Origin of the sequence: Carboxylicivirga marina (assembly GCF_016612505.1) — a bacterium.
Taxonomy (GTDB): Bacteria; Bacteroidota; Bacteroidia; order Bacteroidales; family Marinilabiliaceae; genus Carboxylicivirga; species Carboxylicivirga marina.
In genome coordinates, this window is record NZ_JAENRR010000009.1 from 41,610 (window position 1) to 67,519 (window position 25,910).

Below are 25,910 nucleotides of genomic sequence, written 5' to 3' on the forward strand. Positions count from 1 at the left end.
AATGAATAATACTGAAAATACGTCGCAGGCGTTTCAAGCTAATAATAAAAAATCTGCTGGGGATAACCTTTTTGATATCAATAGATTAATTCGTCTGGTTTTAAAAAACTGGTACCTGTTTGTTATATCTGTTCCGTTGTGTTTAGGAGCTGTCTTTATGTATCATCGTTATACAGTGCCTGTTTACAAGGCTTCGGCTACGTTAATGCTAAAAGGTAGTGAGCAGAAGACATTATCTCAAGCTGATTTAATTGAGGGCTTTGGTTTATCGCCAGAGATGCGAAGTGTTGAAAATCAGAGCTTCATTATTCGTTCACGCAATATTATTAAGAAGGCTATTGATAGGCTTGATTTTGGTGTGTCATACTATCAAAAAGGTCGTTTTAAAGATTCAGAGTTATACAATAGTTCTCCTTTTACAATTGAATTTGATTCAGTTCACCCTCAGTTGGTAAATGTGCCTATTGAACTGGTTTTTAATGAGGTAAATGAGATTAGCGTAAAAATCAACAGCGAAGGTGGAGTGCTGCATAATTATTCGAGCGAAAAATTTGCCGGTCGAACAGGTGCACTCGAGTATTCTAAGCTTGTTAGTTTAAACGAATGGGTAAGTGAAGATGCATTCTCTTTTAAAGTCAGAAGAAAAAACAATGTCAATCTAACTCCTGGAGTTTCGTACTATTTTATTTTCAAAACACATCAGCAACTAACGAGTGAATACCGCTCTACACTTGGAGTTGCACCTTATCGCGAAGGTTCCAGTATTTTATTTATCTCGTCAATTGGAACAAGTAGGGGTAAAATAGTGAGGTTTTTAGATGAGTTGTGTGAGGTGATTCTTGAGCATAACCTGGATCGTAAAAACGATATGGCAACACGCTCAATTGCATTTATTGAAGCGCAGCTGAAAACAGTTTCTGATACGCTGGATAAAGTTCAAAACCGCTTATCATCTTATCGTAAAGCTAACCGCTTTATGGGGCCTTCGGAGTTTTCTCAAAAATTGGCCGATAAATATTATGATACCGAGAGTAAGCTTAAAATGCTTGATATGCGCATTGAATACTATGAGTATATTAAGAAAAACTTGGAGGTTTCTAATGATTTTGAAGAGTTTTTGTTGCCTGCTGTTGATAATAAAAACACAGGGCTTGTGAATGAGTTTGTGGCGCAATTAATTGAACTGCAAAAAGAAAAGGAGATGCTGAAAGGAGCAGCTCAGTTGAATAATCAATATTTAGTAACTGTTCAGAGCAAAATTGAAGTAACTGTTGATTTGCTCAATAAATCAATTAACCAGGTATTACGAAATTTCGGCCTTGAAAAAGCGAAAATTGAAAAAGAGCTGAGCGCTATCTTGCAGGATATGGAGAAGCTTCCGGAGTTAGAAAAAGATTATTTAATAATCGATCGCACGTATAAACTAAATGATGCTATCTATACCTTCTTACTCCAAAAGCATTCAGAGACTCAGATTTCGAAAGCGAGTAATGTGCCCGATAATGAAATCATTGACAATGCATCGATTAGTGCTATTGTGTCACCAAACAAAAATAGTGATTATAAAAAAGGCATCATGCTAGCCTTGCTTATTCCTGCAGTATTTATTGGTTTAAAAGAGTTTTTAAACACAAAAGTACGAGGTGCAGATGATCTAAAATATTTAATTCCGGAAGTACCTGTATTAGGGATGGTTTTCAATAATAAAAGTGGCGCCGAGAATGTAATTAATGAGCATCCACATTCTATTATTAGTGAATCATTTCGCTCAATTCGTACCAAGCTGAAGTTTATGGCTGGTGCCAATGATTTTAAGGTCATTACCCTTACAAGTTCCAATACCGGTGAAGGTAAAACTTTCTGTGCGCAGAATATCGCATCTGTATTTGCCATTTCAGGTAAAAAAACGGTTTTGGTAGGTTTTGATATGCGTAAGCCTAGGCTAACTGCTTTATTTAATCTGAATAGTAAACAGGGCTTGTCGAATTACTTTATTGGCCAGAGTGCGGTTGAAGATATTATTTACGATACGGAGTTGGATGGTGTAAGTGTCATTCCGGCTGGGCCAATACCGCCAAACCCAAGTGAATTGATAGTGGGCGATAAAACACATGAGTTGTATCAATATCTTAGAGATAACTTCGATATTGTGGTTATCGATTCACCACCAATTGGTTTAGTGGCCGATGCTCGTTTGTTGATGCACTATTCAGATTGTAACCTCTTTATCGTTCGTTCGAATTATACATCGAAAGACCATTTGGTGCATACCATTGATAATCTAACAAGTGAGCGAGTTGATGGTCTTGGCGTTATTCTCAATGATCTTTCAATGAATGAAAAGGGCTACGGATATTATTCGGCAGAATATTATGGTGGTAAAACTCAATCCTAGTCTTTTTTGAGGAATTGGATGAGTTTGCTGAAGTTTTTGATGAACAAGGCGTATATCCCTCCAACCTTATTGCTTGATAGGACAGCGTAATCTTCTTTTGACTTTTGAATAATGTTCTTGATGGAATTATTGCTTACTCCACCTAAGCGCATGTTTACGATGGTGTCATCTATATATAAGCTGTTTGTTTGGTGGTTACTAAATAGTCTTAATATATAATCGTAATCTGCCGAAATCTTAAAGTCGGTGTTGAAATAACCAAGTTCCTCGATTAATTCCTTTTTTATGTATAATGTTGGATGGGGTGGCATCCAGCCTCGTTTAAGTAGTTTGTGGTTAAATGCTTGGCTTTTCCAGTTGCGAATAATTTTATGTGGTGGTTGAGCCTGGATATAATTTAAATTGCCATAGGTTGCATTAAAATTTGTGCCATCAACTCTGTTTAGTAGATTTTCTATCACATGATTGTTGGCAAAAATATCATCGGCATGTAAAAAGCCCACCCAATTGCAAGAAGCAAGCTTTAGGCCTTTGTTCATAGCATCATAAATTCCTTTGTCGGGTTCGCTAATCCAGTGGTTTATATCCGATTCATTTTTTTTAATTATATCAATGGTTCTGTCTTTTGATTGCCCATCAATTATAATGTATTCAATTTGATCTCTAACAGTTTGACTATTGATGCTTTCGATGGTGTCGGCAAGTGTTTGCTCGCAATTGTAAGTGACTGTTATAATTGATATTTTCTTCATTAATGCTTCTAGTCAAAATAATATAACTGGATGTCTTTTTTGAGTACTTCTTTGGCTTTCTTTATATAGAAGTTGGTGTCATTAATGCCTTTCTCCAGAATGATTCTTGACAATTCAATCGAGGGGGCATTGGCTTGAGTTTCGGCAGCTGATGTATTAATGAGTTTAACAACTTCGTCACGTGCTTTTATAATAGCATCCCATGTTTTTGCCGGTAAATAAATCTGCATGGCAAAATTATGCTCAAATTCCTGTCGAATGATTTGCAGGAGTTGCTTCTGGAATTGTAAACTGCTTAATCCTTGTTTGTTTTCTCTGATGACTATCGTTTCAGGGCTAATGCGCTCCAATAAAATAGCTAACCTTTCATAGGCCTGTAGTCTTGTGGGGATTAATTCCTTATAAGTGCTGTTGGCCAGTTCAAGTTCTTTTAATTTAAGGTTGTGTTTAAAAAACCATCTAATGAGAATTAAAAGTGGCAGGGCAATTAATAAAACTACGGCCGCTATTTTTAGTAATTCGTTTATGGTAATCATTAACGTGTAATTTATGTGGTTTATGGTCCTAGTTGTTAAATTGTAAAATTATAATTCACAATATTAATGTGGTTAATTTATTTGATTCGAAATTTAATGTTTGTGCTATGTTTGTATGTGTAAGTAAAAAACATTGAATTATGATGATGTATCTTATTGGAAATGTTGGTTGCTTATGATTTTTAACTAATTTTGTTCCAATTCGCATGCAAGATATAAAATGTTTTGCACAGCCATATTGCTAAAGTTAATTATATCACTTTAAGAAAAAGGAGAGTTTTTGATGAGTACAGCTGTTATTTCAAACCGGATTAATGCATTGTCTGAGTCGCAAACCATTCAGATGAACCAAAAAAGCAGGGAATTACAAGATAGTGGAGTTGATGTCATTAACCTAACACTAGGAGAACCTGATTTTAATACCCCTGAACATATTAAGGAGGCAGCTATTAAGGCAATAAATGATAACCTTTCACATTACCCGCCTGTAGCAGGATTTCCAGCTTTAAAGCAAGCTGTTGTTGATAAGTTAGCAAAGGATAATGGTTTAGAATATTCGCCAAGTCAAATAGTCATTTCTGCTGGTGCAAAGCATAGTTTGGCTAATGTGTTACAATGCATTGTAGATGCTGGTGATGAAGTGATTATTCCGGCACCATATTGGGTAAGTTACATTGAATTAGTTAAGCTTGCCGAAGGCACCCCTGTTATTATCGAAGCTGGTGTTGAAACCAAATTTAAAATCACGCCAGAACAGCTGGAAGCCAGTATAACATCAAAAACAAAAGCGATTTTATTTAACTCTCCCTCAAATCCAACAGGAAGTATTTATGATGCTGATGAGCTAAAAGCCTTGGCTGCCGTCTTAGAAAAGCATCCACATATATATATTATTTCTGATGAGATTTATGAGAAAATTAATTTTGTAGGCAAGCATGTGGGACTAGCTGAATTTGCTCCGCTAAAAGAGCGTACGATAGTTATTAATGGGGCGTCTAAAGGGTATGCCATGACAGGATGGCGAATTGGTTATATTGCTGCTCCGGCAGAAATTGCTAAAGCTGTTACTAAATTACAAGGTCAGTATACTTCTGGGGTGTGTTCTATTGCTCAAGCGGCATCTATACAGGCTTTTATAGGCGATCAGCAATGTGTCGAAGATATGCGTGTCGCGTTTAATAAACGTCGCGACCTGGTATTGGACAATGTAAAAGATATCCCTGGCTTTATAGTAGCGATTCCTGATGGCGCATTCTACATTTTCCCAGATATCAGTTCGTATTTTGGCAAATCAAATGGGGAGCACGTTATTAATACATCCATGGATATGAGTATGTACTTATTAGAAAAGGCTCATGTCGCTTCTGTACCTGGTAGTGCTTTTGGAAGTAATAACTGTGTTAGGTTTTCATACGCTGCTGCTGATGAATTATTGGTGAAGGCTTTTCAAAGAGTTAAAGACGCATTGGCACAACTTCAGTAGTTGTGCCGCTGTTAATAACTAATGGTTTTATATCCCGCAAAAAAATTGTTTCTTTGATTGTTAATGTTCAAATACAATCATTGATTTGATATGAGTAAACAACCAGTAAAAAGCACCAATTCCGAAGGAAATATTATCGAATTTAAGAATGCATGTATTCGTCAGCAAGAGCATTTGATATTGCAAGATGTCAATTTTAGCATTCAACCTGGCGAATTTGTGTATTTAATAGGTAAGGTTGGTACTGGTAAGTCAAGCTTGCTCAAAACTATGTATAAAGAATTGCCTTTGGAAGAAGGTTATGGTTTTGTGGCAGGTTATCCGCTAAAAACAATAAAAAGTAGTCAGGTGCCATTGCTTCGTCGTAAGATGGGTATTGTGTTTCAGGACTTTCAATTACTGTCTGATCGAACAGTATATGACAACCTGATGTTTGTGTTAAAAGCCACTGGCTGGAAAGTTAAAAAGGATATGGATAAGCGTATTCGAGACGTTTTATCTCATGTTGATATGGTACATAAAGGCTATAAAATGCCACATCAGCTTTCAGGAGGTGAACAGCAACGTATTGGTATTGCCCGAGCTTTATTGAATTCTCCGGACTTGATTCTTGCTGATGAGCCAACCGGAAATCTAGATCCTGATACTTCAGATGAATTAATGCAGCTGTTAAAAAAGATTTGTGCTTCAGGAAATACCGTTATAATGGCAACCCATAATTACAATCTTCTTAAGAAATTTCCGGGGCGAACCATTCGTTGTGAGGATACGCGCTTATTTGAAGCAAAGCAAGAAGAGATTGACTTTGATTTACTTGATTAAACTATAGCGGTGCTATTACTTCTTTTGTAAAAATATCTTAATACTTTAACTTTTCTGCTGAAGCACTTTTGTTATCTTTAAGCACCATAAAAAATGGATAGACTAAAAGTTTATTTTAAACGTTTTAGTGTTAGAACTTAATTTAAAGGCCTTATCCTTATGATGAGAAAAATCGCACTATTGCTTTTTGTCAGCCTTGTGCACTGCACCTTTGCACAACAATCACTCAAATACGAATCACCCAAAGAACTTTATGAGCGTGGTATGGAAATGTATCGCCTCGGGAAATATGGCTTGGCTCGTATTAATTTTAATAAATACGTTCAAGATGCCAATGGAGATAACTCCTCCATGGTGGCCGAAGCAGCCTACCTAACTCGTGTTTGCGCTCAAAAGTTAGGGAACGATGATGTAAAGTATTTATGGGAAAGCTATCTGTTGGATTACCCTTATAGTAAACGCTTACATTATGCAAAAATGCATTTAGGCGATTTCTATAAAGACCAGAATAAATACAAGCAGGCGTCGCGCTGGTATGATAAAGTAAAAGCATCTGCTTTAGATGATGATACACAGACAGAATATTACTTTTCGGCAGGTTATACACTTTTTATGCTTGAAGAGTTTGATAAGGCACTCGTTAAGTTTAACAAGATTAAAGGTCGAGATAATAAATACCATTCATCTGTTCAATATTATTATGCCCATATTCAATACCAAAAGGGTAATTATCAGACGGCGCTTGATGAATTTAAGCAACTCGAAAATGATAAAGGTTTTAAAAAAGTAATACCATTTTACATCGCACAAATTCTTTACCTAAAAGAAGACTATAATGGTGCGATAAAGTATGCCGAACAATTATCCTCTGAAGGCACAAAAGCTCGACAGGCAGATATGAATCGAATTATTGCCGATTCATACTATGCTCAAAAGAAATATGAGAAATCAGCGGTTTACTATCAAAAAGTAATCAATTTGGTCGACGAACCTTTGCGATCGGATTACTATCATTTGGGTTTTGCCAATTATTTTATAAAAAACTATGAAGTAGCTGTTGAGGGCTTATCACAAGTAACTTCTGATGATGATGTGATGGCGCAAAATGCCTATTATCATTTAGGAGATTGTTATCTGAAGTTGAGCGATAAAAAGCGAGCACGTGTTGCTTTTGAAGCCGCTTCAAACAATGATTTTAACAAGGATATACAGGAAGATGCTTTGCTTAATTACATCAAACTAAACTATGAATTGTCGTTTTCTCCATTTAATGAAATCATCAATTCATTTATGCGATACATTGAATTGTTTCCTGAAAGCGATAAGATTGATGAGGCATACGAGTATTTAGGGAAGGCTTTTTTAACCACAAAAAACTACCGCGAGGCATTGGCTTCCATGGAGAAAATTAACCGCAAGACCGGAGATGTGTATCGAGCCTTGCAGCGTGTTGCTTATTATCGCGGATTAGAGCTATTTACAGATTTAAACTTTGGTGAGGCTATTGAGTTTTTCGACTATAGCTTAAAGTATGCCGAGTATGATAAAACCTTAAAAGTTGGTGCTTATTACTGGAGGGCCGAAGCACATTATCGAATGCGTAATTATCCAAAGGCTATTCTTGATTTTCGCGAGTACATATTCCAACCGGGCTCTTATGAGATGAAAGAGTTTCCTATTGCGCATTACAATATTGCATATTCGTATTTTAAACAAAAGGAATATACCGAAGCACAAAGTTGGTTCAGAAAGTATATAAACATGACCGATAAGCGCGATCGTGCTATGCTTGGAGATGCTTACAATAGAGCAGGTGATTGCTATTTTGTCAGTCGTCAGTTCAATCAGGCTATTAAATATTATGATTTAGCTTCACAAATTCCGGAAAGTTCAGCTGATTATGCTTTGTTTCAAAAAGGCTTCTGTTTAGGACTTATGAAACAGTATGACCAAAAAATACAAGTGCTGGATAATGTGGTGCAACGTTACCCAACATCTACTTATGTTGATGATGCCTTGTATGAAACAGGTCGTTCTTACGTGGCTCTGGGTAATAATGATAAAGCGATATATTATTACAAGTCAACTAAAGAAAAGTATCCGAAAGGAAGTTATGCCAAAAAAGCTTTGTTACAACTGGGTTTGGTATATTACAATAGTGATGATGCTAATAATTCAATGCGTTATTACAAAAGGGTTGTGAATGAATATCCAGGTACCGAAGAGGCTGAAGATGCTTTAAATGGCATTCGTAATATTTATATGGATGACAATGACCTGAATGGTTATATGAAGTATACGGCTTCATTGGGTTCTTTTGCGCAAGTTGATGAGCGTGAGCAGGATAGTTTGACATTTGTGTCGGCCGAACGCTTTTACATGCAGAGTGATTGCAACAGAGCTATTAGTCATTTTAAAAATTACCTGAATAAATTTCCTGAAGGTAAGTTTGTTTTGAATGCCCATTTTTACAAAGCCGATTGTCAATATAAAACCGGTGCATATACCGATGCCTTGAGTTCATTTAAATATGTGGCAGAACGCGAACGCAGCTTGTTTACCGAGGAGGCCTTAATACGAATGGGTGAATTATTATACCAGCAGAAAGACTACCGTAAAGCCTATGAGAGTTTTAACCGCCTTGAACTGGAAGCTGAGATCGCTGAAAACCGTTTAGAGGCAAAAATTGGTAAGATGCGCTGCCTGGTAAAGATTGAACAACCAGAAGAATGTATTAAAGCTGCAGAAAGCTTATTAACATCACATAAAATCGCCGATGAAATCAAACGTGAAGCGGTATTTAATTTAGCGAAAAGTTATCAACAACTTGGAAATAAAGAACAGGCCTTTGAGCATTATAAAAAGGTAGCGGAAAATACTAAAAGTGAAGAAGGCGCAGAAGCCAAGTTTCAGGTTGCACAAATGCTTTACAACAAAGGCGAAAAGAATACTTCGGAGAAAGAAATTTTTGATTACATCGATAAAGGAACCCCTCATCAGTATTGGTTAGCCAGAAGTTTTATCTTGTTAGCTGAAATATACCATGACAGGGGAGAAGCCTTTCAGGCGGTGCAATACCTGCAAAGTATCAAAGATAACTATGAAGGTGATGATGATATCGAACAGAGAGTGGATGCCTATTTAAAAAGCTGGCAAACAGAAGTCGAAGAGTCAACCAGTTCAGAAACTATTAACGTAGGATAATTGATGAGTAAGATGAGATACTGCTATATAATTTCTATCATTTTTCTTGTGGCTGTTGGTAATCTAAATACTGTTGGTGCACAGGAAAAAATCAACCAGGATGTTAAGGTGGTTAAAGCCTATACGCCTATTGTTTCAGATGCTTTCAAGGTTAGTTATATGCCCGAAGTAGATGATTCAACAACGTTTAATCCCAATTTTAATTATCGGATATTAAGTACCGCGGTGTCGACTAATTATCAACCGGCACCAATCGCTGCTGCAAAAATCAATACAGCAAGAAAAGAATACCTTCACAAATCCTATATAAAGGGTGGAGTTGGTAATTATAGCTCCGTACTGGCCGAATTGGGATATAATATATTGGAGAATGAAAAGTTTCTGTTAGGACTCAATATTTATCATTTAAGTTCCCTGGGAAATGTTACACTCGAGGATGATAAAACGGTTGATGCAACATTTCATGATACGTGGGTGGCGGCAGATTTTAAGCATTTTTTTGACGATAAAACACTGAGTGTTGATATTGGATTTAATCACAATAAATATCAGTACTATGGTTATCAGACATTATCTGATGGAACATTGTATGATATGCCTGATGGAAGTTTGCTTGCTGGAAGTTTTTTGGTACCTGATATTGATCAACGATTGTCAGGGCTTGAGGCGAAAATCAGTTTATCAAATAATGAAACTAATGAGCGTAAAACGCAATATAACACATGGGCAGGTTTTAATACCTTTGGCAATTTAACAGGTGTTGGGCAGGCAGGTTTTGAATTAGGCGGTCATTTGTATCGTCCTATAAATGATTTAACCTTCGAATTAGGAGGAGCCATTGAGAGTTATAGCACCAGTGTACCCGATACCATTGGAACGATGTATACTTTTGCTGATCGCTCACATACTTTACTAAAAGTAAATCCATCAGTTCGTTTCAAATCAGATAATGCAAGTTTAAAAGTAGGCCTTATTATGGCTGGTGTACTAGATACTGAGGGAGATGAGTTTTACCTTACGCCAGATATCATGGGTGAATTAACAGTAGTTGAGGGGATTGCCAGTATTTATGTAGGTGTTAATGGTAAAGTTAATATGAACGATTATCAAAGCATTATGACTGAGAATGCCTTTGCTTCTGCCGATATTAATGTCAAATCATCGGTTTACGGTCTGAATTTCATGGCAGGTATTAAAGGCAATTTTAGTGCTTCAACCTCATTTACGGCAGGCATGGAGTATGGATTCTTTAATAATGAGCACTTTTGGGTTAATAAAGCCTATTCTACCATGGTAACATCTCCAGAGCTAATGACAATTCAGCATTATTCCAATCAGTTTGATGTGGTTTACGACGATGGATCTGTATTAAAGGTGATGGGTGAATTATTGTATAAACCCAAGAAAACAATGGAGTTTGCTTTGAATGGAGCTTATTATGGCTGGAGTTTAGACACCCAGACAGAAGCATGGCACATGCCTGAGGTTGAAATAGGTGTTTCCGGAAGTTTCAATGTCCTTGAAAATTTATATGCAAATGCAGGTATTAAATACCTTGGCGAACGTTCGGCATATGATGTTACTGATGCTTCCTTTGTTAAAAAGCTAGACGGAGTTGTCGACGTTAATATCGGAGCTGAATACTTCTTTAGCAAACAATGGTCTTTCTGGGTATCAATGAATAATGTAGCAGCATCAAAATACTATAAATGGAATGGCTATCCAACCCAAAGATTCAATGCTAAAGCGGGCATAATTTTCTCATTTTAAAAGGATTTAATTCAGCAATAATATCTTAATGAAATACATGCAAAAATCATCATTTTAAACACTGTTTGAATGATGATTTTTGCTATATTTGTGTGTCTTTCGATATGGAGGATGTATATGACCGGTTTAGCCGGTTTTTTTACGCTTTTCAAAAGAATATAAGATGAGTGATCAGGTAAATGAAAATGTAAATAAACAAGGTGAATATAGCGCCAGTAGTATTACCGTATTAGAAGGGTTGGAGGCCGTACGTAAGCGTCCGGCTATGTATATTGGTGATGTGGGCGAAAAAGGATTGCACCACCTGGTATATGAGGTGGTTGATAACTCAATTGATGAAGCATTGGCTGGCTACTGCGATTCGATTGAAGTTTTTATTCATGAAGACGATTCAATTACCGTAACTGATAATGGTCGTGGTATTCCTACTGATTATCACGAAAAGGAAGGGAAATCGGCACTAGAGGTTGTAATGACTGTATTACATGCCGGTGGTAAATTCGATAAAGATTCATATAAAGTATCTGGAGGATTACACGGTGTTGGTGTTTCGTGTGTAAACGCTTTATCAACCATGTTGAAGGCAGAAGTACACCGAGGTGGTAAAATCAATACTCAGGAATACTCAATTGGTAAGCCGGTAACTGAAATTACCGAGGTTGGAACTACCGATATCACAGGAACGAAAGTTACTTTTAAGCCTGATGATTCAATTTTCAATATCACAACTTATAAGTTTTCAATTTTAGCTAATCGTTTAAGAGAATTGGCCTTTCTTAATAAAGGCATTAAAATTCGATTAACTGATGAACGTGAATTGGATGAAAATGAAGAATTTAAGAGTGAAGAATACTTCTCAGAAAGAGGATTGGAAGAGTTTGTAGAGTTTATTGATGAAGCTCGCGAGAAGTTGATTGACAAAGCCATTCATATTTCTACTGAGAAAAATGATATTCCTGTTGAGATTGCGATTCTTTATAACACATCTTTTGCAGAAAATATTTACTCATACGTTAATAATATTAATACCATTGAAGGAGGAACTCATTTAACAGGTTTCCGTCGTGGTTTAACGCGTACTTTAAAAACATTTGCCGAAAAATCGGGAATGCTAAGTAAGCTTAAGTTTGATATTAATGGTGATGACTTCCGTGAAGGATTAACAGCCGTTATTTCGGTTAAAGTAGCTGAACCACAATTTGAGGGGCAGACAAAAACAAAACTAGGTAATGGTGAGGTAAGTCTATCTGTTGATCAGGCGGTAAGCACCATGTTAGCCAATTATCTTGAAGAGAATCCAAAGGATGCCAAGGATATTGTAAATAAAGTGATTTTAGCCGCACAGGCGCGTCATGCAGCACGTAAAGCACGAGAGTTAGTGCAACGAAAGAGTGTACTAAGTGGAGGTGGTTTGCCAGGTAAGCTGGCAGACTGTTCAGATAAAGATCCTGCAGCATGTGAGGTATTTCTAGTCGAGGGAGATTCGGCGGGCGGTACGGCCAAACAAGGTCGTGATCGTAAGTTTCAGGCAATTTTGCCATTACGTGGTAAGATTTTGAACGTTGAAAAGGCTCTTCAGCACAAAGTGTTTGAAAATGATGAAATCAAAAATATTTTTACGGCACTTGGGGTAACAATTGGAACCGAAGAAGACAGTAAAGCATTAAACCTTGAAAAGCTTCGTTATCACAAGGTTGTAATCATGTGTGATGCCGACGTTGATGGTAGTCACATTGCGACACTCATCATGACTTTCTTCTTCCGATATATGAAAGGTCTTATTGAAAACGGTTACCTTTATATTGCAACACCTCCTTTATATTTAATTAAAAAAGGACAGAAGCAAACCTATTGCTGGAATGAAGATCAACGACTACGATTAGTAGAAGATTGGGGTGGAGGTAAAGAAAGTGCTTTACATATCCAACGCTACAAAGGTCTTGGTGAGATGAACGCCGAACAATTATGGGAAACAACCATGAACCCGGAGGAGAGAACATTACGTCAGGTTACAATTGAAAGTGCAACAGAGGCTGACCGTGTATTCTCTATGTTAATGGGTGATGATGTACCACCACGTAAAGAGTTTATTGAAGAGAATGCGACTTATGCAAATATTGATGTGTAAGTAGTTCCTTCTTCTTAAAATATTAGCGAGACAATCATTTTAGTTTGTCTCGTTTTTTTTAGTACATAAAAAATGCACGGCTATTTATTAACCGTGCATTTTGTTATTTCTATCCGTTATTGTTATTGCCATCCGCCTCCGAGGGCCTGGTATAATTTAACGTAAGCTTCTAATAAATCTTGCTTGTTACTCGTTTGCGACATCTGTGCATCAAATGCCTGGCGTTGACTCTCTAGAAATTCGATGTAACTGGCGATTCCTTTATCATAACGATCGCCTGATAGAATGGCTGCTTCAACGGCTGCTTCCACATGTTCCTGAATAGCGGCTTCTTCTTCTTTTAAAGTTTCTATAGTTATCAAGGCATCTTCAACTTCTCTGAATGCATTCAAAATAGTGTTTTCGTATTGATAAATAGCAGCAACAGCTCTTGCCTTTTCAGCCTTAACACGATTCGAATTTTTATTCCAGTTGAATATTGGACCTAGTAAACTACCGCTTATACTCCAGGCTGGATCTCCGGAAGTAATAGTGCTTAGGTCATCACTGGCAAGGCCAAACATACCGGTTAAACTCAAAGATGGTAATCGTGCAGCTTTTGCAACTCCTACCAAGGCATTTTGTGAAACCAATTGTTGTTCTGCCATCATTATATCAGGTCTTCTATTCAGCAGATCTGAAGGCAAACCTGGAGGAATAAGTGGTGCAGCAGTAAATGAATCCAACTTGTTTTCAATGATAAGTGGTTTCGGGTTTTCACCTAAAAGGACACTTAATAAATTCACTGATTGCGCTGCATTTCGCTTATAAACTGGTATGGCTGTGGCAGCAATGGCTTTTTGAATTCGCGAATGATTAACATCAATGGCTGGAATAATACCGGCTTCAAATCGATGCTTAAGAATTTTATAGGAGCTATCCCGTATTTCGTATGTCTGCTCAGCTATTATTGCTTTGGTGTTAAACTCCATCACCTGAAAGTAGGTGGTGGCTACTGTGGTGATTAGTGATAATCGCAAGGCATTTAAACCATATTCAGAAGCCAGATATTGCGCCTTCGCAGATTCGTTCATACGTCTGAGCTTACCCCAAAAGTCAATTTCCCAGCTTGCTTGCCCTACTAAACTGAAGTTATTTGTAGGTTCAGGTAGCTTTAGCATCTGAAAATTACCTCTACCAGCAGCGCCTGAATAATTAAACTGCGGCCAAAGATCTGCTTTTTGAATGGCCAACTGTAGCCTGGCAGCTTCAACATTTTGCGCTGTTGCCAATAAATCTTTGTTATTCTCCAGAGCTTTTTTTATTAAAGTATCTAACACCGGATCATTAAACAAATCCCACCACTTCATGGCTTCGTTGTAGGTAGTGTCACCATATGAAAATACGAAGCTATGGGGTGCTTCGATCTCGGGTCGAGAATAGTTTTCCCCCATTTTACAACTACTAATCAGTAATGTTGCTAATACGAGAAATAGAATATATTTAGTCATCTTCATCAGTCTTCTTTCTTTTGGTTAGATATGGCTCTTTTTTCTTCATACTTTGCTATTTTTCCAATAAATACAAATAGCATTGGGTACATGACAACTCCCAGAATTGTGGCAATGGTCATTCCTCCAAGTAGTGCCATACCCATTACTTTTCGGGCTTCAGCACCCGCTCCTGATGCAGTAACAAGTGGTAATACACCCAGTATAAAAGAGAATGCTGTCATAAGAATTGGCCTGAAACGGAGTCGTGCTGATTCAATAGCAGCATCGAATAAGCTTAAACCTTCATCGAATTTAATCTTTGCAAACTCAACAATCAAAATGGCATTTTTGGCCGCCATAGCAATGAGCATCACCAACGATATTTGCATAAACACATTGTTTTCGAAGCTAGGGCTCACTAAACGAGACAGTAACACAAATATCATAGCGCCCAGCACAGCAAAAGGAGTACCTAATAAGATACTAAAAGGTAATGACCAACTTTCGTATTGAGCTGCCAATATGAGAAATACAAAAATGAGGGCAAACACAAATACAATATTACCCGAACCACTTGCTTTTTTCTCTTGATAGGACATGTTTGCCCATTCGTATCCCATTCCCGGAGGAAGAACTTTGTTAGCTACTTCCTCAAGTGCATCTAAAGCCTGTGCAGATGAATAGCCTGAAGCCGGAGAACCTGTAATTTCGACTGAACGATAGAGGTTAAAACGATTTGTAAAGTCAGCACCATAGCTCTTCTCAACCGTCACGAGTGATGATAATGGGAGTGAGACGCCATCTTTATTTTTGACAAAGAACATATCGAGTTGTTCGCCACTTAATCGAAATTCAGGAGCAGCCTGAAGATAAGCTTTGTATAATCGACCAAAACGATTAAAATCATTGATGTAAGCCCCACCTAAAAATGCACTGATAGTGGTGTATAAATCATTGAGTTGAACACCTGCTTTGAGTGCTTTGTCACGATTAATGTTCAATCGTCTTTGCGGCACATTGGCTCGATAGGTTGTAAATATATTTGCAATTTCAGGACGCTTTTGAGCTGCTTCAATAAACTTGGTAGCCTCATCGGCCAGGTACTGTGGTGTATTGCCTTGTTTATCCTGTAGCATCAACGAAAACCCCGAACCACTACCTAATCCAGGAATAGCGGGCGGACCAAAAGAAAAGACTTGTGCTTCTTTAATGCCCTTATAGAACATGAAGTTAAGTTTCTTCGCTATCCAGTTAGCTTTTAGAGAACGGTCGCTCCAATTCTTAAGTGTTACAAAAATAATACTTGAGTTAGTTGACATGCTACCGGAAAGAAGGTTATAACCTGATACCGATGCTACACTCTCGATCTCTTCAACACTGTTTAGAATAGTTTCTACTTCGTTAACTACTGCTTGGGTACGTTGAAGTGATGCAGCATCAGGTAATTGCACATTTACAAACAAATATCCTTGATCTTCTTCAGGAATAAACCCTCCTGGAATAAAGCGGCCGACAACAACAATCAGAACAACAGTTGCGCCGATAAAAATCATACTTCGTGTAATCTTTCGGGCAACAATATTGGTCACTTTCATGTACTTCACCGAACTTTTGTCAAATGCTTTATTGAATGATTTGAAAAAGCGCCCAAGAATACCACCTGGTAATTCTGGCTTTCGCAAGAGTATTGAAGCAAGGGCAGGAGAGAGTGTGAGAGCGTTAATTGATGAGAAGCAAACGGATACAACTACCGTGATGGCAAACTGTTGGTACAGCTGGCCTGTTATACCACCCATGGATGCGACCGGAATAAACACTGCAATTAGTACGAGAGTTGTGGCTATAACGGGTGCCGTTACCTCCTTCATTGCAGCAATCGTTGCTTCGCGGTTATTCATGCCTTTTTCAATATTCACCTGAACTGCTTCAACAACCACAATGGCATCATCAACTACAATACCAATTGCAAGCACTAGTCCTAACAGTGATAAGGTGTTAATAGTGAAGCCTAACATTGGGAAAATCGCAAAAGCTCCGATAAGGGAAACAGGTATGGCAATGGTTGGAATAAGCGTTGCTCGCCAATCCTGAATGAATATGAAAACAACTAATATTACCAGTATCAGTGCAACAATTAAAGTGATAGCAACCTCCTTAAGTCCTGCTGTAATAGGAGCTGTGGCATCAAGCGCCACATCGTAAGTTACGCCTTCGGGGAATGAAAGGGCCAGTTCATCCATGGTTTTAAGGATTTCTTCTCCCATGGTTACCGCATTAGTCCCCGGTGACTGATAGATTGCAATTAAAGCACAAGGCTTACCTTTAAATTGTGCATTTGAGTTATAACTTTCGGTTCCCAGTTCAATGGTAGCAACATCTTTAAGAAGTATTTGGCTACCATCGATATTGGTTCTGATGGCGACCTTGCCAAACTCTTCAGCTGTTACTAAACGATCTGGTAAAGTTACAGTATAGGTGTGTTCGGTTCCTGCCGGGGCAGGTTCTGCACCAAATTTACCACCCGGAACAATCACATTTTGCTCGCGTATGGCAGCTGTTATTTCAGGCACCGTTAGGTTTAACTGCGAAAGCCTATCCGGTTTTATCCAAATTCGCATCGAATAGTCGCTGGCACCCATTACTTGTACTCTTCCAACGCCGTTGGTACGCGCCAAAATATCCTGAATATTAATGATAGAGTAGTTACCTAAGAACTCCTGATCAAAACGTCCATCACTGTAAACAGCAAGTGCCATTACAATACTACTCATACTTTTTTGAGTTGTTACCCCTAGACGTTTAACTTCTTCTGGTAACTTTGCTGTTGCAGCGGATGCTCTGTTCTGTGCAAATACAGTATTCATATCAGGATCTGTACCTACTTCAAATGATATATTAATCGCCATACTGCCATCATTGGCATTAGTCGATTTCATGTATATCATATTTTCAACACCATTTAACTGTTGCTCAAGTGGTGTTGCTACTGATTGCTCCACATTTAATGAATTGGCACCAGTATAATTAGCACGCACCTGAACCATTGGTGGAGTAATGTCTGGAAATTGCTCCATTGGTAGTTGCAGAGCTGAAATACTCCCAACCAATAATATTATAATGGCAATAACCATGGCCACAATTGGCCTTCTAACAAAGAAACTTCCCATAATAATTATTGATTATTGCGTATTGACTTAAATGCTTTCTCTTGTGGTATTATTGTCATTCCAGTACGTATCCTGTTAAGACCTTCCATAACAACTTGTTCATTGGTTTTAAGGCCGGAGGTAATAATGACCATGTCCATGAGTGTTTGACCAATTTCTACTGAGCGATATTCTACTTTGTTATCGGCATCAACTACAAACAAGCTGTATTGTCCCTGCACTTCTTGCAGGCACTTTAAAGGAATAACGACAACATCATTAGGGTTGTCAATGGTTAAACGAAGCTTTGCAAATTGTCCTGGACGAACCAATTCTCTTGGATTTGGAAATGAAGTTTGTACTAATAGCGTTCCAGTTGTGGGATCTACATTTCTTCCAACAAAATCTACTTTTCCTAAGTGTGGATGTCGGCTACCATCAGCGAAAAACAGTTCAACTTCTGCTTTTTCTTCTTTACGAGGGTTTGTAACTGCTTCTTGAGCTTTGGAAAAGTTGATAATATTAAGATATTGTAGTTCTGTGAGGTGAAACTGAACTAAAATAGTATCAAGACGAGATACTGTATTTAATACAACCGGATTTGGTTCTCGACCGACATAATCACCAACTTTAGCTTTCGATCGACCAATTAAGCCATTTATTGGCGAATAAATCTTCGTGTAACTCTGTTGAATTTTAGCATAATCCAAAGAAGCCTCAGCAGCTTCAAGAGAAGCTTGGGCAGCACCATAACTTGCTTTTGCAGCATCGTAATCACTTTGACTCACCGCATTGCTCTCAGCTAATGGTTTATAGCGTTTATAGTCACTCTCCGCTTTAACTAAATTTGTTTTGGCCTGAGCAACCATGCTTAAGGCTTCTGCAACTTTGGCATTTAATGGAGCTGGATCAATTGAATAAAGTAACTGTCCTTTTTTCACTTTACCACCTTCGTCAAAATGTATGCCTTCAAGGTATCCATCTACTCGTGCTCTGATGGAAATGTCAAACAGGCCATATGTTTGTCCTACAAAGTCTTTGTGTAAGGCGATGTTCTCAGTTTGTGAAGTGTAAACGGGTATTTGTGGAGGTCCCATATCTGGGCGTTTGTTCTTACACCCGATAAGTAAGGTTATTAACAATAGAATTGATAATGTGTTTCTCATAATGTGAAAGGTTGATTAGTCTATAGTTTATTAATCTAGGCTGTATAAAAGTATACATTTTAAGGGAATACCTATAACTGTTTAATTGTAATAGTTAAATATATTACAAAAACAGATGATCTTGCTGAATGTTTAGATATTTTAGATTGAAATTTTAATAATTTGCATATATGAGTGAGATTAGAAAAATACGTAACCCTTTTATCGAAGAAAAGGGAGATAATTATAATTGTTTTGGGTGTTCTCCACAGAATTCAATAGGTTTTAAATTGCACTTTTATGAAGAGAATAATGTGGTGTTCACCAAATGGAACCCTGTTAAAAACTTTGAAGGTTATACCAATGTTGTTCATGGTGGCATACAGGCCACTTTAATGGATGAGATTGCCAGTTGGTATATTTATTCGATGTTGGATACGGCAGGCGTCACAAATCGTTTAGATGTCAATTACCATAAGCCTCTATATATTAGTGGTGGTGAAGTCACAATTAGAGCATACCTAGAAGAGCAAACCAGACGATTGGCACGCATAAAGACCGAGATTGTTAATTCAGCTGGAGTCATCTGTAGTTCAGCTATCGTTGAATATTTTTTGTTTCCAACAAACGTAGCCAAAGCCAAATATATGTATCCAGGTAAAGAGGCGTTTTGGGAATAAAAATGCCCCGCTCGGTTTGGAAAGAGTGTCAGAACGGGGCAAGGGGAAAACAACCTGTCAGGAAAGATGTTACGAAGATAAGTAAAAACGTGATGGCTAATACTGGAAAGTTTCTGTATTGTGATAAACGTTTGATTTTTTTAGACTAAAATGGAAAAATATTCCATTAGTAGCATTGATTATTATTTTTAGTAAGAATAGTCATGTTCAAAACCTTATTATAGGTTAATCGCAGTCTTTTATAATTATTTCCTCTGGTATTATCAACTCTTTTCGATGTTGTTGTTAGGCTATGTTGGTAATGAAATTGTTGTCATATAAATGACAAGTTCACGTGATTCTTTAGGAAAGGCTACAATTCCTAAAAAAGATGATTGACCAAATGGCTGATTATATTCATAAGCAGGGATATGCCCCTGTGGCCTAGGATGATGCTGCCGATTTTGGTGTAAAAACTCATACCATTATTCAAAATTGGCAATGGCTCGATACGCCTATTGATGTTGAAGCTTTAAACAAAGGCCTCCAATTAATTCTATCTCCTTCAAACTTTATGTATCTTGACAACCCGGAACATCTGGATGAAGCAGGAGCGGATTGGAAAGGAGTTATTAATGATGTTAATTCAGTTAAGATGATCTATAACTAGAATCCGATTAAAGTGACTTATGAAGCATCAAAACTAGATAATATCTTAGGCATAAAGGCCGCAATATGGACGGAGTTTATTAGTAATCAGAAACGTCTGGAATATATGAAATATCTGCGTTTGATGGCGATTGCTGAAAAAGCATGGACCATAGACAGCTGTCTGGATTGGGATTTATTCCAAAAGAAAATGGTGATGGAATTTGAACGCTATAATAATTTAGGAATTAATTATCGCATTCCGGCAATGGGTATTCAACGACGGAAAGAAATACAACCAGAAGCTTTTGAAGGACCTATACCGAGTGTTAAAAGTAAGTTTTTAAAATAAACGTAATCATTAAGGTACACATGAGTTATTTTTTGAAATTATTTATAGCTATTGCATTATCTTTTTATCTCCTTTCTTGTAATGGTTCATCAGGAAATTTAATGGAGCTTAACTCTACAATTGAAATAAACGATGATGATTCGAAGGATAGCATAATTTTAAAGGCAGCCCATGTAATCCCAACCTCCAATCAGTTTGAAGCATTAAAGAACGAATACATTGCCTTTATTCATTTTGGCCCTAATACATTTACCCGAATGGAATGGGGTAGCGGCATGGAAGATCCAGCAAGTTTTGACCTGCAAAATCTGGATACCGACCAATGGTGTGAAGCCATGGTTGCCGGAGGAATGAAAATGGTTATTCTTACCGTTAAGCACCACGATGGCTTCTGTTTGTGGCAGTCGAGGTATACGACTCACGGCACTATGTCATCGCCTTACAAAAATGGTAAAGGTGATGTTCTTAAGGAGCTTTCCGAATCATGTGCCAAATATGGTTTAAAACTAGGTGTTTATTTATCTCCAGCTGATTTATACCAGATTGAAAATGAACGAGGGCTTTATGGGAACTTGAGTAAGTACACAGAACGTGTAATACCAAGGCGCGTCGATGAGCGTCCTTTTGAAAATCAGACAACATTTAAATTCATTGTTGATGATTACAACGAGTATTTCCTTAACCAGCTTTTTGAGTTATTAACCGAATATGGACCTATTCATGAGGTTTGGTTTGATGGCGCTCATCCAAAACGAAAAGGAGGACAACAATACAACTATCTGGCATGGAAAGAGCTTATTCAAACATTGGCTCCTGAAGCTGTGGTTTTCGGAAAGCAAGATATTCGCTGGTGTGGCAATGAAGCGGGAAAAACGCGTCATAGTGAATGGAATATCATTCCGTATCAGAAAAATCCAGCTTTGATGAATCGTTTTGGTGATTTAACGGCTAAGGAATTGGGCGAAAGAGCACAATTATACGAAGGTAAATTCTTGCATTATCAACAGGCTGAAACCAATACATCGATACGAGAAGGATGGTTTTACCGCGACGATACCGATCAAGGTGTACGCAGTGCCGATGATGTATTTGATATGTATGAGCGATCGGTCGGAGGGAATTCAACATTTTTGTTGAATATCCCACCTAATCGTGAAGGTCAATTTTCTCCACGTGATGTGGCAGCTTTAAGAGAATCCGGCGAACGAATCAATGCTACTTATGGTCATAACATTCTGTCAGGAGCAAAAGGACCGAAAAATGTATTGGATGGTAATATGGATACCTATGTATTATTAGAAAATACGAAGACCATAGAAATTAATACCAAAGAGCCAGTCACTATTAATCGTTTTGTTATTCAGGAATCTATTCAAACTCATAGTGAACGCGTTGAAAGGCATACTATGGAAGCCTGGATTAACGATGAATGGAAAGAAATTGCAACAGGCACCAATATTGGCTATAAACGCATTTTACGTTTTCCGGAAGTGAGTTCTGATAGATTTCGTTTCAGGGTGACTGCAGAAAGGTATACGCCAGCCATTTCAACAATTTCAGCTCATTACTATAAAATGCGTCCGCCACAATTGGAGGTGAAGAGCGATGTCAATGGAGCAATCACCATTCAGTTAAAGCAACACAAATTCGGATGGAAGCAACATGGCGAAGACTTCTTGTCAAACTTAAACAAAGGATTAGAAATCAGATATACTACTGATGGAAGTATCCCTACACATGCTTCAGAATTATATACCGGAACTTTTAATTTCTCTTCCGGGATTGTTCATGCATGCGCTTTTGATAATGACATTGCAGGTCCGCTTACAAAAGCATTCATAGGTCTGGTTAAGACAGATTGGAAATTACTAAGTGCCTCGAGTAATGTTGCGGATAATAATGGAAAGCAAGCTTTTGATGGAAGTGTGAATACCTTTTGGCAATCAAAGCCGAATGAGCACCATAGTAATCTGGCAATTGATTTAGGAGCCATTTATACGATTAATGGATTTATGTATACGCCACCACTTGATAATAAGGAGGGAATGATTGAAAAAGGCGTATTGAAAATCAGTTTCGATGGCAGAACGTGGCAAGCAGTTGAAACATTTGAATTTGGTAATTTAATAAACGATCCATCGCCACGCCGACATTTCTTTGATAAGCCGGTTAAAACCAAATATATTAGGATTGAAACCATTGAAACAGCACAAGGAAGTAGTTCATCTGCCATAGCAGAAATTGATTTGCTTTAGATGTAATACCGGAATTCAAATTGTAGAAAAAAATAGTAGATATGAAAGCTTTTATTCTAAGTTTAATTTGTATTACAATGCTTGCCTCTTGTAAGTCTGAAAAAACTTCAGAGGTAAAGAAAAAATCACGACCCAATATCATTTTCATCATGTCCGATGATCATGCTTATCAGGCAATTAGTGCCTATGATGATCGCTTGATTGAAACGCCTAATATTGACCGCTTAGCAACTGAAGGCATGTTGTTTACGAATGCATGTGTCACCAATTCTATTTGTGCACCATCTAGGGCTACAATATTAACCGGTAAACACTGCCATCTACATGGTAAAATTGATAACCATTTTGCCTTTGACACCACACAGGTAACTTTCCCTCAAATATTTCAGAACAACGGCTATAAAACTTCCATTTTCGGGAAGCTACATTTTGGTAATAACCCTAAAGGCGTTGATGAGTTTAGCATACTTCCGGGGCAAGGTAACTATTTCAATCCCGATTTTATTACCAGTAAAGGCGATACAAGCATACAAGGTTATGTAAGCGATATTATTACCGATATGGCAATTGATTGGTTGGACCGTGAAGCTCAGGATGATGAGCCATTTATGATGATGTATATGCATAAAGCACCGCATCGCCCATGGTGGCCGCGTCCCGATAAGTTTGAAGAGTTTACAAAACGAACATTTCCTGAGCCGGCAACACTATTCGATGATTATAGCAACAGAGGTACAGCAGCCAAAACAGCCGAGATGAATCTTCTAACGCATATGCACTATGGTCATGATAGCAAAATAAGGCCCGAAACTAAGTCTGAAATGGGTGACCAATTGGTACCGCTTGTAGAAGAATGGAAAAATGGCTTTGCCTATCCTTATGGACGCGCTTCAAAAGAGCAAAAGGCACAACTGGATCCTGTTTTGGATAGTATCAATAACTATTTCAAAGCCAACTGGCCAACAATGTCAGATAAGGAAAAAATGCAATGGAAATACCAGCGCTATATGCAGGATTATTTAGCATGTATTTCTTCGGTGGATGATAACATAGGTCGTTTATTGGAATATCTGGATGAAACAGGATTAGCAGAGAATACGATAGTGGTGTACACATCGGATCAAGGCTTTTACCTTGGTGAGCATGGTTGGTTTGATAAACGATTTGTATATAACGAGTCGTTTAAAACGCCTTTGTTAGTTCGATGGCCAGGTGTTGTTCAGGCAGGAACTGTTGAAAACGAAATGGTTCAAAATCTGGACTTCGCTCAAACACTGTTGGAAGCAGCTCAAATTGATAGACCAGCTGATATGCAAGGTGAGAGTATTATACCATTGCTAAGGGGCGACAAAGATAATTGGGAGAGAGAAGCGGTATACTATCATTATTACGAATACCCGAGTATTCACATGGTTAAGCGTCATTATGCCATTGTCACAAAGGAATATAAACTCATCCATTTTTATCACGATGTAGATGAATGGGAGTTGTACGATCGACTTAATGATCCCAATGAGGTAAACAGTATATATGATGATCCTTCGTATGCCGATGTGGTGAAACAGCTGAAAGCGGATTTAGTACAGATGCGTGAAAAATATAAAGATTCACCTGAACTGGATAAAAAGTTTATCGAAAAGTATAATCAGAAATTAATAAACAGATGACAATGAGAAAAATAAGTCTTGAAAAGCTATTAATATTTATTTTTATTGCATTTAACACTTTAGTCGCCTTTAGCGCCTGTGCCGAGAAAGAAAAGAAAGATGAACTGAAAACCATGTCCATCGCCTCATTTAATAGATTTAAAGAGGTATGGGATTTTAATGACTTTTGGAAACGAGGCAATACCTTTGATGCTTGTTTGGTGTTTGCCGATGCTGCGCTAATGAAGTGGCCTAATGACCCGGAGGTTCTTCAAATGCAGCAGGATATAAAAGGAATGCTGGAGGAAAACTTGGTGTTTTTTAATCGCTTCGATCCGGGTAGCTTATGGGCAGATGATTTTGGTTGGTGGGGATTACAGGCATTAAATGCTCGAAAGCACCTGCTTAAAATGGGAGAAAATGAACTAGCTGATAAATTTTGGAAACTTTCAACGGATTTATGCTGGGAGTACAAAAAGAAAACAGCCTATGATCATTCGCCCGATGCTTTACCGGTTGCTCACGGATGTCGTAACGGGGATGCTAATGGACAGAGTTTAGGTGTAAAAAATACAGTTACCAATGCTTTGTTATTTTTGTTATCATCCAGAATTTATAGAGTTGCCTTAGAAGAAAATGTAGCAGATCGGGATAAGTATCTGGATATGGCTTATCGACAATGGGTCTGGTTCGAAAAATGGTTCCAATTGGAGGAATATGAATACCTGAAAAAAATATCTGAAGATGCAGCTTTGGTGCAGGAGCGTCCAATGGCTGAGTTTGAAGGTTCAGGATATATCGAAAAGATTCATCCACCATGGGCCAAAGGATGGGTTTGGACAGGCGATCAGGGAATGATTGTTGGAGCATTAAGTGATATGTTATCAGTTCAGGATGAATTAGAGGTATTTGTGAAGGCCAACTATCCAAATGATGGATTTGATAAATCTATTTTTGACAATCAGGCAAGAACAGTGATAGCCATGATTGGTCAAGGTGTGAAAACAGCACTTGTGGCACAAGTCGATAATATTATTCGTGAGGCACCTTGTTACTCAAGCTTCGGCCCAAATCACGGAAATGATTACCTGGCAGGACGTGGTATTATGATGCGATACCTTGGTGCAATGGAAGAAAAAGCCTTGTTAGCTGTTGATTTGAGTGAGAATGTTACAGCCACCCTTCAGGCTATTTGGAATTCGCGTGATAAAAGTAGTAACCAGTTCCAGCCTGAATTCACTAATGAAGCCAATGATAAAATGTATATCGAACAATTCAGAATACAATGGGGGATTGCTGATGATATTCGTGTTTGGGATATCAAGAATATGAAAGAGATGAACAAGTTTGGAGTCTGTCAATCCATAGGATTGGATATCTTAGGAGCCGCTATCAAACAATAATCATTCATTTGACAATTAGTTGAATATGATCTAATAATACACGCAAATACTAATGTTTGTGTACGCCTTAGCCATATTGGTATTAAATTTTATG

At 37.9% G+C, this 25,910-nt stretch carries 15 protein-coding genes and 1 pseudogene; 11 read left to right on the forward strand and 5 right to left on the reverse strand.

The genetic code is table 11. The features are described from left to right. The first annotated feature begins 1 nt into the window (after position 1). Complete coding sequence (locus JIV24_RS05790; protein WP_200464070.1) at positions 2–2,395, forward strand: polysaccharide biosynthesis tyrosine autokinase; 2,394 nt, start codon at positions 2–4, stop codon at positions 2,393–2,395. On the opposite strand, the gene JIV24_RS05795 is transcribed toward JIV24_RS05790, so the two are convergent. Further along, positions 2,392–3,147 carry a glycosyltransferase family 2 protein gene (locus JIV24_RS05795; RefSeq protein WP_200464071.1) on the reverse strand — a complete coding sequence of 252 codons (756 nt, stop codon included), beginning with the start codon at positions 3,145–3,147 and terminating at the stop codon, positions 2,392–2,394. The two genes, JIV24_RS05790 and JIV24_RS05795, sit on opposite strands and share 4 nt — an antisense overlap. Before the next feature lie 8 nt (positions 3,148–3,155). Next, complete coding sequence (locus JIV24_RS05800) at positions 3,156–3,683, reverse strand: DUF7935 family protein (protein ID WP_200464072.1); 528 nt, start codon at positions 3,681–3,683, stop codon at positions 3,156–3,158. Between the two features lie 283 nt (positions 3,684–3,966). Between JIV24_RS05800 and JIV24_RS05805 the strand changes: the two genes are divergently transcribed. The 5 genes from JIV24_RS05805 (at position 3,967) to gyrB (ending at position 13,090) form a co-directional block, all read left to right on the forward strand. Beyond that, positions 3,967–5,166 (forward strand): pyridoxal phosphate-dependent aminotransferase, encoded by a 1,200-nt coding sequence (locus JIV24_RS05805; RefSeq protein ID WP_234445720.1) that lies wholly within the window; start codon positions 3,967–3,969, stop codon positions 5,164–5,166. Between the two features lie 90 nt (positions 5,167–5,256). Continuing rightward, on the forward strand, positions 5,257–5,988 hold the full coding sequence (locus JIV24_RS05810) for a cell division ATP-binding protein FtsE (protein WP_200464073.1): 732 nt from the start codon (positions 5,257–5,259) through the stop codon (positions 5,986–5,988). A 159-nt stretch (positions 5,989–6,147) separates the two neighbouring features. Continuing rightward, complete coding sequence (locus JIV24_RS05815; protein WP_200464074.1) at positions 6,148–9,192, forward strand: tetratricopeptide repeat protein; 3,045 nt, start codon at positions 6,148–6,150, stop codon at positions 9,190–9,192. A gap of 12 nt (positions 9,193–9,204) precedes the next feature. Next, positions 9,205–10,962 carry a TonB-dependent receptor gene (locus JIV24_RS05820; RefSeq protein WP_200464075.1) on the forward strand — a complete coding sequence of 586 codons (1,758 nt, stop codon included), beginning with the start codon at positions 9,205–9,207 and terminating at the stop codon, positions 10,960–10,962. Between the two features lie 163 nt (positions 10,963–11,125). Next, positions 11,126–13,090 carry a DNA topoisomerase (ATP-hydrolyzing) subunit B gene (gyrB, locus tag JIV24_RS05825; protein WP_200464076.1) on the forward strand — a complete coding sequence of 655 codons (1,965 nt, stop codon included), beginning with the start codon at positions 11,126–11,128 and terminating at the stop codon, positions 13,088–13,090. A gap of 122 nt (positions 13,091–13,212) precedes the next feature. On the opposite strand, the gene JIV24_RS05830 is transcribed toward gyrB, so the two are convergent. Genes JIV24_RS05830 through JIV24_RS05840 form a run of 3 tightly spaced genes read right to left on the reverse strand, consistent with a single transcriptional unit; the run spans position 13,213 to position 18,874 of the window. Then, a complete protein-coding gene (locus tag JIV24_RS05830; RefSeq protein ID WP_200464077.1) occupies positions 13,213–14,586 on the reverse strand; it encodes an efflux transporter outer membrane subunit in 1,374 nt (457 codons plus the stop codon). Then, positions 14,586–17,729 (reverse strand): efflux RND transporter permease subunit, encoded by a 3,144-nt coding sequence (locus tag JIV24_RS05835; RefSeq protein WP_200464078.1) that lies wholly within the window; start codon positions 17,727–17,729, stop codon positions 14,586–14,588. The genes JIV24_RS05830 and JIV24_RS05835 overlap by 1 nt, the downstream gene beginning before the upstream one ends. A 5-nt stretch (positions 17,730–17,734) precedes the next feature. Beyond that, positions 17,735–18,874: an efflux RND transporter periplasmic adaptor subunit gene (locus JIV24_RS05840; protein ID WP_200464079.1), complete on the reverse strand. Its 1,140-nt coding sequence runs from the start codon at positions 18,872–18,874 to the stop codon at positions 17,735–17,737. 170 nt (positions 18,875–19,044) lie between these two features. Between JIV24_RS05840 and JIV24_RS05845 the strand changes: the two genes are divergently transcribed. The 5 genes and pseudogenes from JIV24_RS05845 to JIV24_RS05865 all read left to right on the forward strand — a co-directional run bounded on the left by JIV24_RS05845 (position 19,045) and on the right by JIV24_RS05865 (position 25,816). Beyond that, the gene (locus JIV24_RS05845) at positions 19,045–19,533 is read left to right on the forward strand and encodes a PaaI family thioesterase (RefSeq protein ID WP_200464080.1); all 489 of its coding nucleotides are present in this window, start codon (positions 19,045–19,047) and stop codon (positions 19,531–19,533) included. A gap of 460 nt (positions 19,534–19,993) precedes the next feature. After that, positions 19,994–20,512, forward strand: a pseudogene (locus tag JIV24_RS05850) (family 20 glycosylhydrolase); the annotation flags it as partial. 20 nt (positions 20,513–20,532) lie between these two features. Then, positions 20,533–22,767 carry an alpha-L-fucosidase gene (locus JIV24_RS05855; protein WP_200464082.1) on the forward strand — a complete coding sequence of 745 codons (2,235 nt, stop codon included), beginning with the start codon at positions 20,533–20,535 and terminating at the stop codon, positions 22,765–22,767. A gap of 41 nt (positions 22,768–22,808) precedes the next feature. Next, positions 22,809–24,434: a sulfatase family protein gene (locus JIV24_RS05860; RefSeq protein WP_200464083.1), complete on the forward strand. Its 1,626-nt coding sequence runs from the start codon at positions 22,809–22,811 to the stop codon at positions 24,432–24,434. A gap of 2 nt (positions 24,435–24,436) precedes the next feature. After that, positions 24,437–25,816 (forward strand): hypothetical protein, encoded by a 1,380-nt coding sequence (locus JIV24_RS05865; RefSeq protein WP_200464084.1) that lies wholly within the window; start codon positions 24,437–24,439, stop codon positions 25,814–25,816. The last annotated feature ends 94 nt before the right edge of the window (positions 25,817–25,910 follow it).